Origin of the sequence: uncultured Bacteroides sp., from assembly GCF_910585845.1 — a bacterium.
Classification (GTDB): Bacteria; Bacteroidota; Bacteroidia; order Bacteroidales; family Bacteroidaceae; genus Bacteroides.
Genome location: NZ_CAJUHF010000011.1, coordinates 45,859 through 58,422, shown reverse-complemented (window position 1 = coordinate 58,422; position 12,564 = coordinate 45,859). Strand labels below are relative to the sequence as shown.

The 12,564-nt window shown below is 54.8% G+C and carries 11 protein-coding genes; 2 read left to right on the top strand and 9 right to left on the bottom strand.

Annotated elements, in window-relative coordinates; translation table 11 throughout:
- Positions 1-15: 15 nt before the first annotated feature.
- From QZ323_RS05110 to QZ323_RS05070, 9 genes are all read right to left on the bottom strand, one after another.
- A complete protein-coding gene (locus QZ323_RS05110) occupies positions 16-1,257 on the bottom strand; it encodes an FtsX-like permease family protein (RefSeq protein ID WP_294633347.1) in 1,242 nt (413 codons plus the stop codon).
- Positions 1,258-1,338: 81 nt separating this feature from the next.
- Positions 1,339-2,631: an ABC transporter permease gene (locus tag QZ323_RS05105; protein ID WP_294633345.1), complete on the bottom strand. Its 1,293-nt coding sequence runs from the start codon at positions 2,629-2,631 to the stop codon at positions 1,339-1,341.
- A 25-nt stretch (positions 2,632-2,656) separates the two neighbouring features.
- Positions 2,657-3,919, bottom strand: coding sequence for an FtsX-like permease family protein (locus QZ323_RS05100; RefSeq protein ID WP_294633343.1), 1,263 nt, complete (start codon positions 3,917-3,919; stop codon positions 2,657-2,659).
- Between the two features lie 13 nt (positions 3,920-3,932).
- Positions 3,933-5,189, bottom strand: a complete 1,257-nt coding sequence (locus QZ323_RS05095) for an ABC transporter permease (protein WP_294633341.1) — start codon at positions 5,187-5,189, stop codon at positions 3,933-3,935.
- A gap of 107 nt (positions 5,190-5,296) precedes the next feature.
- Entirely contained in the window at positions 5,297-5,962 is a 666-nt protein-coding gene (locus QZ323_RS05090; RefSeq protein WP_294633340.1) for an ABC transporter ATP-binding protein, read from the bottom strand.
- Positions 5,963-6,154: 192 nt separating this feature from the next.
- Complete coding sequence (locus tag QZ323_RS05085; RefSeq protein ID WP_294633338.1) at positions 6,155-7,459, bottom strand: ABC transporter permease; 1,305 nt, start codon at positions 7,457-7,459, stop codon at positions 6,155-6,157.
- A gap of 61 nt (positions 7,460-7,520) precedes the next feature.
- Positions 7,521-8,843 carry an ABC transporter permease gene (locus tag QZ323_RS05080; protein WP_294633336.1) on the bottom strand — a complete coding sequence of 441 codons (1,323 nt, stop codon included), beginning with the start codon at positions 8,841-8,843 and terminating at the stop codon, positions 7,521-7,523.
- Positions 8,844-8,914: 71 nt separating this feature from the next.
- Positions 8,915-10,162, bottom strand: coding sequence for an HlyD family efflux transporter periplasmic adaptor subunit (locus QZ323_RS05075; protein WP_294633334.1), 1,248 nt, complete (start codon positions 10,160-10,162; stop codon positions 8,915-8,917).
- Between the two features lie 343 nt (positions 10,163-10,505).
- Positions 10,506-11,435: a glucosaminidase domain-containing protein gene (locus QZ323_RS05070; protein ID WP_294633332.1), complete on the bottom strand. Its 930-nt coding sequence runs from the start codon at positions 11,433-11,435 to the stop codon at positions 10,506-10,508.
- Positions 11,436-11,537: 102 nt separating this feature from the next.
- Here QZ323_RS05070 and QZ323_RS05065 point away from each other — a divergent pair, with 102 nt between their 5' ends.
- Positions 11,538-12,017 (top strand): cytidine deaminase, encoded by a 480-nt coding sequence (locus QZ323_RS05065; RefSeq protein ID WP_294633330.1) that lies wholly within the window; start codon positions 11,538-11,540, stop codon positions 12,015-12,017.
- A gap of 25 nt (positions 12,018-12,042) precedes the next feature.
- Positions 12,043-12,537 (top strand): GNAT family N-acetyltransferase, encoded by a 495-nt coding sequence (locus tag QZ323_RS05060; RefSeq protein WP_294633329.1) that lies wholly within the window; start codon positions 12,043-12,045, stop codon positions 12,535-12,537.
- Positions 12,538-12,564 lie beyond the last annotated feature (27 nt).

Below are 12,564 nucleotides of genomic sequence, written 5' to 3'. Positions count from 1 at the left end.
ATTTGAGTTTTGTAATCATTCCTCATGCAACGCTTCCGCCGGCTGTATCCTCATCGCCCGTCGTGCGGGGATGCCGATGCCGACGACGATCATCGTTGCCATTAGCAACAGGCTGATGGCGGCACAGATCAGCAACCGGTCCCACTCCAGCGTCGTGCCGTTGCGCCACGCGTTGAGTTCGGCGTTTGCCAGGCTCCAGTCCAGCAGCAAGGCGATGGGCGTGACCACGGCAAGCAGCAGCAAGCCTTCGGTGAGTAGGCGGCAGAAGACAGCCCTGTCCGTCGCCCCGTGCGCCTTGTGCAACGCAATCTCCGAACGGCGTTGCTGGGTGCGGAACCAGAAGGTGCCGAGCAGTCCGAGGAAGATGTTCAGTAGCAGGAAACCCATGCCCATCACATAGTCACGGACAACATTCGTGCGCGCCTGCTGGAAGTTGCGGCGGATATCCTTGAAAGAGCGGATTTCGGAGATGAAGAGGTTGCCGATGCGGAACTGGCTCTCGCTGTCCTTCTTCAGGTTGGCGATGAAGTCGTGGTCATGCCCTTCGCGGACACGCACACACAGCTCCAGACCTACATAGTAGAAAGACTGCTTGAACAGGAAGCAGTACGAAGCGCGTGCCTCCTCGAAGTCGGAGTAGCGCACCACCTGCAGGGCTGCTCCGAGCTTGTAACTTCGCGTCGTATCTCCGAAGAGCTGGAAAGGCTTGCCGACCAGGTCCGTCAGCCGGACGCCATACCTGCGGTTGTAGAGGTTGTCGGAAGCAAGGAACTCGTTGCGATCCAGCATCTCCGCCAGCTGTTCGGGCGTCTCCCCGCGCGTGCCCTGATAGCGGAACACACGCACAAAGTCGGGAGTAACCATACGGCGGATAGTCCATTCGGGCGACCGGAGCGTATCGTAACGCACGTCTCCCGTGGAGCTGCTTCCATTATAAGGATAGGAATTTTGCGAAAGGCTGACCGCCTCCACTTCCGGACGCCGGCGCAGGCGCTCCAGCAGTTCGGAGATGTCCGCATGGGTCTCTTCCTGGGTCTTGTCGGGCACGTAATCGGGACTTTTCGACGTCAGTTCGCCCAACTCAATGAGGTAACAGTGCTCGATATCGAAACCTCGAGGCTCCAGATAAGTGGCGGCACGGGTATAGAGATAGTCCACCACATACCACATCACTACGCTCACCAGCAGCAGCTCCAAGGCAAGCCACAGGTTCGAGCGCCATTCGTTCTTGATCTGTATAAAGAGTTTCTTTGTCATTTTCTTTAGTAATTAACGTTTTTAAGAGGAAGGATTTTGGGAAGAAGTTTAACTTCTTCTCAAATATCCCCCTTCTTTAAATCAATGCATCTTCCCTCCCAAGGCGTTGACAATGCTTGTGCGTGAAGCATGCCATGCCGGAATGCCGGAGCTGAGCAGGTTGAGCAAAAAGCAGAACAGCAGTGCCCAGCCGAAGGTAGAGGCATGCAGCAGGATGTCGGCATCTACAGCGGGAGGATTGAGCGTCTGGCTATACTCCTGCGCAAACAGGATGGAGTTGCCCAAGTAGGCGAATGCCACACTGAGCAGCAGTCCCAGCAGACCCGCCATCAGGGTAACAACCAGATTCTCGGCAATGATCTGCCCCATCAGTTCCAAGCGCGTGCTGCCGAAGGCGCGGCGCACACCGATCTCCGACACACGCTGGCGCAGGCGGCTCTGCGTCATGCTGCTCAGGTTGATGGCGGGCACGACGAGCAGGATCACAAAGATAATCAGCCGCTGGCGGCGTGCCTGTTCCACATCCGGCTCCTGATTGGCGGAGAAGGCGATTGCGTTCTTCTCCTGGTCGTAGGGGCGGTTGCGGTAGATGAACTCATATCCGTTGCTCCCGACCAGTGCATTGTACTCCTGTTTGCGACGCTCCACCTCGCTGCGGATGGCATCGAAGTCCTTGCGGTCGCGTGCCAGAATGGTGCAGCTCATCATGCCCATGTGGTCGTTACACCACGTGGTCTTCGTAAGCTCCGTCGACGTGTAGGGCACCCATACCTGCCCGTAGGCCGTCGTGGCCAGCGTGGAGACGTCCTTCACGACGCCCGCCACCTTGTAGGGTGCATGGTTCAGCAGAAACTCGCGCCCTTCGACGTCGGTCCGCTGGAAGAGTTTCTTCGCCACGCTCTCCGTGACGACCGCCACCGGCAGTCCGGCATCGAACGATGCCTTGTCGTAGGGCTTTCCCGCGATGAACGAGAAGTCGAACACGCGCCAGAAGACATCGTCCGTCTGCATCAGGTCGATGCCCATGGCGGGCTGGCCGGAGAGGTTAACCGGTGTGGAAACGACGATCGAAGAGTAGATGGTGACAGCTTCCGGCGTCGTCAGCGTCTGGAAGCATTCGCGTGCGGTCGTCACACTCATCGGGCCGTTGCTGCTTCCGTCGCCCCAGGCCGCATTGGTGATACTCATGTAGTGTACGTGCAGGAAACGGTCGCGGTTGCTCTCCGGAGCAAACGGCGCCACTTTCACCTGCTGCATCATCACCACCAGCATGATAAGAAAGATGGCGAGTGCCGTACCGGCTATGCCTACGGCACTGATCAGCGATTGTTGCCGCAACTGTGCCCAAGCTTGATTGAAATATTGTCTGATCATATACGTTATCTATTTAATAATAAAATCATTCCTCATGCAGCGCTTCTGCCGGCTCTATCCGCATCGCCTGGCGTGCCGGGAAGAAGATTCCCATCATCACCATCAGCGCGATCAGCAGCCATGCGCCCAACGAACCGAGCAGGAAGCGCAGCACGCCCCACTTCACCGGCCACGTAGAGATCAGCTCCGTACGTCCGATGGTAAGCTCTGCCATGCCGATGTTGTAGCACACCAGCATGGCTGGCAGCGCCACTATCGTCAGCAGCAACAGCCCTTCGCCCGTCAGCAGACGGAACACTTGGCTCTTCGTGCTGCCCATAGCCAGCCGCAAGGCTATCTCGCTACGGCGGCGGCGCGTGCGGAACCAGAAGGTACCGATCAGCCCCAGGAAGACGTTCACCAGGAGGAAGAGCACGACGATGGCCTGGCTGTTCACCTTGTCCGTATCGCCGTTCATCACCTCGAATTGATGTTGCTGTTGCGTGTAGGGCACCGCGTCCGCCACGAAAAGGTTGTCCGTGTCCAGCCGGGCGGCTATCTCGCGGACGAACCGTGCACGATAGTCGTCACCGTCGGCAGCCGCCTTCACACGGAAGACGATATTGGCATTCTCGTCGGCATATCTTTTCTTCACACTATTCTCGTCCAAGCGATAGAAGTAACAGGGCGCATCGTCACCGTAGCGATAGGTACGGAAAGCCTCTATCGTACCGCTCTGCGTGACCGTCAACGTCGTATCGTACGGATGTCCCAACGGGGTATCTTGCGAGAACTCCGGTATCCGCCTCTTGAAGCGGTTCACCGTCGCCTGGCTCAGCATCACGTGATTCCTGTCCGCAGGCATCTCACTGAAGGGGCAGCGCGCATCGTCCTTCATGCGGAAGACGTCGATGTAACCGCCTGTGGTGTTGATGAGACGTGCATTCACCCAGACGGAATCCTGCGCCGACAGCGAGTTATAACTGTTGCTGCCACTCATCGGCAGGCTCCAGTAGCAGAGCGCGGCGACTTCCACCGTAGGCTCTTGTTGCAGCTTTTCCAGAACGCTCCAATACTTGTCGGCGTCCGTCAGCGAAGAGTCGCGGCTCTCGCCTCCCTTCACTAACTCCAGCAGGTAGACATGCTCGATGTCGACCCCCAACGGGCGGTAGAAGGTGTACTTCATGCACCCCAGCGAATCGCAGAGGAACCACATCACGATGAACACCAAGAAAAATTCGGCAAGCACCCAGCCGTTCTGGCGAAGGCGTGCCCGTATCATGCGTAAGTTGTGTATGGCAAATTTCATAAGATTCCTCCTTTCATTTATCGTTCAAAGATTCTACAATGGAACGCTTTGCCGCCAGCCATGCCGGAAGCGCCGCACTCATCAGGTTGATAACCACACAGAAGGCGAAAGCCAGCAGGAATATCCACGGGCTGAACAGTACGTCCATGCTGAGACTGAACTCGCCGGACGTGCCCACATTGCCACTGCCCGTAAACAGCCATTCGCGCATCAGGTAGACGGACAAGTAGCTGAGCAACAGCCCTGCCACTCCGCCCAGCAGCGTCAGCATCAGGTTCTCGTTCAGAATCTGGCGAACCAGTACCCATCGGGTTCCTCCGAATGCCTTGCGCACACCCAGCTCTGCCATGCGTTGCTGCATACGGCTGCTGCTAAGCCCGCACAGGTTGAGCGACGGCACCAGCAGGATGATGAGCAGGGCAACGGCATATTGCAGGTAGAGCATCGGCAGGTCGGGACCGATGTTGCACCACACATGGTTGACGTGTGCCACGATGTTGTCCGGCTGTTCCATGATGTCTATCTTGCGGTTTCCCAGTCCGGCATTGACCGCCTCCACCCGCTTGGAGAGTTCTTCGCGGATGGCGGGGAAGTCGTCGGCACTCTTTGCCACTATCGCGATCTGCATGCCGCCGGAATAGCTCCATACTCCGTTTGCCTGCAACATGCCAGGTGTGTAGGGCACCCATATCTGCGCGTATGCATCCTTGGCTGCCACGGAGATGTCCTCCACCACGCCTGCAATGCGCATGGTCTCGCGGTTATAGAGCAACTGCTGTCCGACCACTTCGGTCGTACCGAACAGTTTCCGCGCCACGGAGGCACAGACGACGACACTCTGCACCTCTTCTTCGCTGAAGCCGCGGCCTGTTAGGAAGTGCGGTTTGAACACTTTCCAGAAGCTGGCATCGGTGATCCTCTTGTCCACCTTCAGTCGGTTGCTGCCATCGGTCAGCGACACCAGCGCCCCCGAAATCCCACCGAACGCCGTTGCTGCCTCTATCCCCTTCAGCGGAAGGACACACTCTTTCAGGAACGCCGGCGAAGTGAAGCCGTACGACTGCTCGTCCTGGTTGTCCTGATTATAGATACGCATGGCCATCACATAGAGGCTGCGGCTACGGTTCACCTCCGGCGTGAAGTCTGCATACTTCGTCTGCCAGGTAATGACGATGGCCATGATCATCGTAATGGCAAATGCCGTTCCCGCAATGGATATCGCGCTCAGAAACGGGTTCTGCCGTAAATTCATAATTGTCTGACGAATCATACTTGTTAAATTAAGGTGAAAATAGAAAATGGAAAGGTGAAAATGAAGATCCCCCATTCCTCATTTTCCATTTTCAATTTTCCATTTTCCATTTTCCATTTTCTACATCATCCTATCTGTCTTCCGTCGAAGAAGCGTACGGTTCTTGAGGTTTGTTTGGCCTGCTCTTCGTTGTGGGTCACCATCACGATGGTTCGTCCGTCTTCCTTGTTCAGGCGGTGCAGCAGTTCCATGACTTCGGCACCCATCTTAGAGTCCAGGTTACCGGTCGGCTCATCGGCGAGGATCAGGTCCGGATTGCCAATGATGGCACGGGCTATGGCGACACGCTGGCACTGACCGCCGGAGAGCTGCGTCGGCATGTGGCGCATGCGGTGGCTCAGGCCGACCTTTGCCAGCACCTCTTCCGCCAGGAGGCGGCGCTCTTTGGCAGATACTTTTCTGTAGAGCAGCGGCAGTTCCACATTGTCGAGCACGTTCAACGAATTGATCAGGTGGAAGGACTGGAAGACGAAGCCCAGTTTCTTGTTACGGAAAGCGGCCAGTTCCTTGTCCTTCATGCCGTCCGTGCGCACGCCGTCAATCTCAATCGTGCCGCTTGTCGGCGCATCCAGCAGTCCGATGATGTTCAGCAAAGTGGATTTTCCGCAACCGGAAGGCCCCATAATACTGAGAAACTCGCCCTTCGCTACTTCAAGGTTCACGTTTTCCAATGCTACAGTCTCAATCTCATTTGTACGATAAATCTTGTTTATCTCTGTCAGTTTAATCATAATGGTAAATATTTAATTGTTTATATTGTTATTGTTTGTTTCTTTTAAGAAGTTGTTTTAATAAGGAGTCTTTTTGAGGAGTTCTTTTGGGGGAGTTCCTTTCGAGAAGTTAGAGAAGTTCTTACTCACTTATCATTTATCACTCATCATTTATCACTCATCATTTATCACTTATCATTCACTCATCATTTATCATTCATCCCTCAACGCCTCTGTCGGCGGTATCCGGCTGATACTGCGTGCCGGGATGTAGATGCCTGCCAGCACCACGAGCAGCAGTATCAGGAGAATGATGCACGACACAATGAGGAAGTGCAGCGTAAAGTCCGACACCCAGTAATTGTCCGTATTCTCCATCCAGCACAAGCTCATGCTCATGCTCAACCCCTCCTTCAGGGCATATTGCAGGTAGATCAGGAATCCGGTAAGCGAAGCGATGAACGTCAGCACCGCCCCTTCGCCCATCAGCAGACGGACGATGTGGCCGGGCGTAGCTCCGAAAGAAAGCATCACCCCTATCTCTTCGCGGCGGGTGCGTGTCTGCAACCAGAATGTACCTGCCACTCCCAGACAAAGATTGATCAGGAAGAAGAGTGCCATAGCAAGGTTGCGGCGATAGATGGGTGTAGACTCATAGTTCTCATGCTCTTCTATCAACTTCTCATACGAGAGAACCGTACGGGCAAACAGGTTGCCGCGCCTCAGCTCCTTCACCATCCACGGACGGAACTCATGCAGGAAACGCTGCATACTGACTCCTTCCTTCAAGCGTATCAGGATTCGTGCGTCATCGGGCAGGTATTCCCTCGGCGAAGATATAGGACGGAATACTACCGGAACAGGTCGCCAGAAGCTGTAAGCCTTGATGGTGCCGATGGTGCCCGCTACCTGATAGAAAGTCGTGTCGCTGCCCCTTCCACTTGTGTGACAACGTCTTCCCACGGCATTCCCAGTATGGAAAAGCCTTTCGGCCGCATTCTCCGTCAGCACAATGTCATTGGGACCGTAGTTGAGATCGGAGAGTTGCCGGAGCGTTCTGCCCTCGCCCTCCTTGAAGCCGTATGCCTCGAAGAAGCGCGTATGGGGCATGAAGTACATCTGCATAATCGTCACCTTGACGGAATCGCCTTCAGCTATCAGCTGGGTGTTGGAGTTTCCCTGCGGCGAATTGGGATAGCAGAAGCCCAGCACCGGAGCCGTCGCCTCCACCCCCTCAAAGTCGGCGGCATGGCGCACCAGATTGAAATAGCTGTCGAGCAGTACCGCCGAGTCCTGCGCTGCCGGATCGTAACCTTGTGCATTGGGCTGCAATGCTCCCAAAGAAACCAGACAGAGGCGGTCGGCATCGTAGCCCAACGGGATGTTCCGGTCGTGTGTCACCACAATCACAGGATCCAGCACCACCCAACTGATGATGCTCACCAAGACCAACTCAGCAAGCAGCCATCCGTTGCGGCGACGGCGAGCCCATAGATTCTTCAATATCAGTTTCAACATTTTCTTTCGTTTTTTTTAGTTTGTTACTTTCTTGGGAGAAAAGAGGTTCCTCGTCAGCTTGTCACCTTTTCTCATTCAGTGAACTCACAATGGGTTTGCGGAGCGAGTTCCATGCCGGGAGCAATGCCGAGAGCAGGTTTAGCAACACGCACAACAGCAGGGCGGCAAGGAAGACCAACGGCGCGAAAAGCATCTCGCCTGCCACGCGCACTTCCACGCCTTCGGGTACGGCATCCGCCCAATCGTCCAGCACCGTAAACACCCATTCGCGTCCGGCGTAGAGCACCACCCAAGCCAAAAGCAGACCCAACACGCCTCCTAACAGGGTAAGCAGCAGGTTCTCCCACATCACCTGCGAGAGCAGCGCCCCGCGCCCTGCGCCGAAGGACTTGCGCACGCCCATCTCCGGCAAGCGCCCCTCCATGCGGCTGGCTATCATGCCGCTCAGGTTCAGGGCAGGCACCAGCAGCAGTACCAACAACACCAGCAGGAACTGCCGCACTGTTGCCCATACATCCAGTTCCTCACTGACATACTCCTGAAAGATGCTCACCAGATGGGTGGTAGGCTGCTCCCAGAAAGAGACCTGCCAATCGTCGGGATTCGCCAGATTCTCACGGCGCACGATGTCTTTCAGTTCATTCCGCAAGGCGACTCCCTGCTCTCCGTTTTCCACCAAGAACGTCACACTGAAAGCACCCAGGAAAGGAGCGCCGTATTTCGGTTCGCGATAGTCGGAAACTACGCTATAAGGGACATAAAGCTGCGCATAAGACTTGGAAGTAAGGTAGCTGGCGGAACGTACCACGCCACACACCCGGAAGTCGGTATAGTTCAGGCAGAACGTCTGTCCCACCACCCCTTCGGTCGTGCCGAACAGGCGGCGTGCCAATTCGTCGGTGATGACTGCCGTGCAGATGCCGCTGGACAGGTCGGCATCGGTGAAGGGTTTCCCTTCCAGAAAGCGGAAGGCGTAGATGCGGAAGAAAGCCGGATCGGTCAGCCGTACATTGACATGGAAGTCGCCGCTCTGGTCGGCAGGTTGTATATAGCTGTTTTCGGACCAATCGCCATTAGCAAGCTTCGCCGACACCGCAAGGGCGTTCTTCATCGGATAGAACCACTCTTGCAACGCCTTGTAGGAGACTGCCCACCGTACAACCTGATGATTGCCCTCTGGCCCTTTCTCGAAACGGGAACCGGTCAGATAGAGCGTATTCTGCCGGTTCACCTCCGGATAGACCGGTGCCAGCTTCACGTAGTATATCATCGCCATAATCATGGTCATGGCAATAGCCAGCCCGGTACCTGCAATGTAGAGCGTACTGAACAGTTTGTTCTGCTTCAGCAGTTCCCAGGCTTGTTTCAAATAGATTCTAATCATTGGATGTATCTTCTTTTAAGGAGTTGTCAGGAGTTATCAGGAATTATCGGGAGTTATTCCCGACATTCAGACTAATTTACCTTGAGTTTATTCTTGTTTTTATACTGGCTCATGTCACTCACAACCACCTGATCGCCGGGCTGGAGTCCGCTGATGACCTCCACGAATTCGAAGTTCGAATCGCCCAGCTGCACTTTGCGCTTCACGATCTCCTTGTCGGAGGTGCGGACGAAGAGTTCATATTCGCCACGACCCACGTAGTAGGAGGCATTGGCTATGCGCATCACGTCCTCCTTCACGGCGTTCATCACATAGACATCCGTCTTCAGACCTGAACGCAAACGACGGTTGTTGTCTTCGTTCAGCTGGACGGTGAAGGAGATCACACCGTTCTTCGACAACGGGGTCACACTGCTTACCGCGCCTTCCAGTTTCTCGCTGCCTATCTTCACGACTGCCTTGCCACCGGCTGCCACGCGGTCTCCATACGTATCGGCTATCTCGCCCTCCACCTTGAAGTGGCTCAGGTCGGAAATCACGGCAAGACGGCTGCCTTGGGAGACTTGTTCGCCTATCTGGTTGTTGATGTAGGTCAGGATCGCCTTACGTGGCGAACGCACCTGCGCATCGTCCAGCGTACGCTTCATCTCGGCAAGTCCCTTGCGGAAGATGCTGAAATCCAGTTCCTGCACTTTATATTCGGCGGCAAGCACTTCCTTCTCGTTGTCATATTGCTGTTGCAGCTGCTCGTACTCCAGTTGTGCCACGTTATAGCTCAGTTCCGCCTGGCGCACCTTGTCGGTAGTTCCCGAACCCAAGCTGTCGAGATACTGTTCGTTGCGCAGTTCCACCTTCTTGCGGTTCAGCTGCATGGCGGAGACTTTGATCTTCATGGCGAGGTCGTTCAGCTTGGTCTGATTGTTCACGCGGAGCTGCTCCAGCTTGTAGCTGCGCATCTGCTCTTCGTCCAGCAGCTTCTTGTAGTCGGTCTCCACGCTTTGCAGATCGAGTTTCAGAATCGGTGTGCCTACGTCTACGCTGTCGCCACCTTTCTTATATATCTCGACGATACGGGTGCTGATGGGCGAGTTGATGATCTCTTCAAACGCCGGAACCACCTTGCCCGATGCACTCACGCTGACTTCAATCGTGCCTTTGTCCACTGTGGAAAGCACCAGGTCTTTTGCATTCACTCCGGCACGCATCAGGGAGATGAGCACACTGATAACGATGATGCCTGCCACGCCGATACTGCCGTAACGGATAATTCTCTTGTTGCGCTCTTTGTCGCGCACTGCTTTAGGTATTTCTCTGTCCATGTCTACTATTTGGTAATTTGTTATTTATCGTTTTCCTGTTTCGACCTGTCTTTGTCCGGAAGGGGGTTCATCCTGATATGCCCTTTGTTCCGACATGGGATTCATCCCGATATGACTTTTGTCCGGAAGGGGATTCATTCGGCATTGCCCTTTTTCGGAAGCGGACAGGCTGTCGATTCACACGCCATATGATATGCCAAATGCGTGCCAAAACCGTAAGCAACTGATTACAAGCGGATAGACAAAAAAGAAGGGTGTCCGATATCGAACACCCTGTACATTTTCGGATAGGTCTTTCATGACTTTCTCCTGTTCTTATCTCAACCTCAACTGGTCTTCTTTTTTATCTCAGCCTCAACCGATCTCCTACTTCGGGGACATACTCGGCGTCTTTCCGGTTCATCTTATAGAGGTTCTTCAGGCGTATGCCGTATTTCTGGGAGATGGAGTGCATGGAATCTCCGTCTTTCACCACATAGACAACGTGCAGTTTGGAGGCTTTCGTCTTTTTACTCTTCAGATAGATGATATCGCCGTTCTCCAGCGTATAGTCTTTTTGGAGGTCATTATACTTCGCCAGCTTCGTCCAACTGATGCCGAACTCCTTGCCCAGGAAACGGAACGTATCGCCATCGCGCGCCACGACGTATGCGATGTCGTTCGCAATATACACCTGATGCGGATGGGCAAGCCAAGGCTTCTTCTTCATCTCCGCCTCCCAGCGTCGCATCTCGCGCTTGCTCATGCCGCGGCTGTCGTACTTGTAGAGGTGATAATCTTCGATGATCGTAATCAGGCGGTTGGCGTATGAGGGGTCTGTGGCATAACCGGCCTTTTTCAGTCCACGCGCCCAGCCTTTATAGTCCGTCGTCTTCAGCCGGAACAGGAAGGCGTATCGGGCACCCTGTTTCAGGAAGGCGGAATGGTCTTCGTAGGAGTGGCGGGGATGGCTGTAGGCACGGAAGCACTCATTGCGTGCATCATCGTCGTGCCTCACGGTGCGTCCGCGCCAGTTGCTGCCGCACTTGATGCCGAAGTGGTTGTTGCTTTTGCGTGCCAGTGTACTCTGTCCGGCGCCGCTCTCCAGTAGCCCTTGCGCCAGGGTGATGCTGGCAGGTATCTTGTGTTCCTTCATCTGCTGCACGGCAAGCGGGGCATATTTTTCGATGTATTCCACGTAACGGGCATTCCGACGCTGCGCCTGTGCGGCAACGGCACACGCAAGGAACGTCAGGAGGACGAGGGTGAATCTGAAATCGTTCGTTCTGTTCATAATCGGTAGGGATTGAGTGCACAAAAATCCTAAAAAGAATTGGATTTACCAATCTCTTTCCTAACTTTGTAACATTAATTATCTAGAAACAAGGATTGCCTTATGAGAGATTTGAATTTACACATCAGCTTCAAGCTCTATGCATACGACGAATTGAGCGAGGCGGACCGTTGGCTGCTGGATGCCGCCTGCGAGGCCACCGGACGCAGTTATGCCCCCTATTCGCACTTCTCGGTGGGTGCCGCCGCACGACTGGCAGACGGCACGATCGTCACAGGTACGAATCAGGAGAATGCCGCATATCCGTCGGGTCTGTGTGCCGAACGCACCACGTTGTTCTATGCCAACTCGCAATATCCCGACCAGCCGGTGACGACACTTGCCATTGCCGCACGCAACGAAGAAGGCTTTCTCGACGACCCGATTCCGCCCTGCGGTGCCTGTCGGCAGGTGATGCTCGAAACGGAGAAACGCTTCCAGCAGCCTATGCGCCTTCTTCTCTACGGCAAGAAAGGGGTTTATGAAATAGAACGGGCAAGCGACTTATTGCCGTTGTCGTTCGATGCCGCATCGATGAAGTGAGGTATTCCAAATTTGCAGCAACCTCATGAGTAAGATAGAAATCTGCCCTGCCCGTCCTTCGGACCTGAACCGTCTGATGGAGATATTCGACCATGCACGCCGCTTCATGGCCTCCGTCGGCAACGGCAACCAATGGATCAACGGCTATCCTTCGAGCGAACTGATTGCCCGCGAAATAGCCGACGGGCATTGCTACGTGTGCCGGGACGAGCACGAGAACATAGTCGGCACTTTTTGCTTTGTCCCCAGTCCCGACCCCAACTACTCGGTCATCGAAGACGGCAACTGGCTGAACGATGCCCCCTACTACGTCATCCATCGCATCGCCTCCGACGGAACCTGCAAAGGCATCGGCGACACCTGCATAGCGTGGTGCGCCAAGCAGTGCGGCAACCTGCGTGCCGACACCCATCAAGACAACCTTATCATGCAACGCCTGCTTGCCCGAAACGGATTCAAGCGGTGCGGGACCATACGTGTGGCAAACGGGACGGAAAGGATTGCGTATCAAAGGGGATAAGACAGCAACGGAATTAAACAGCAGAAT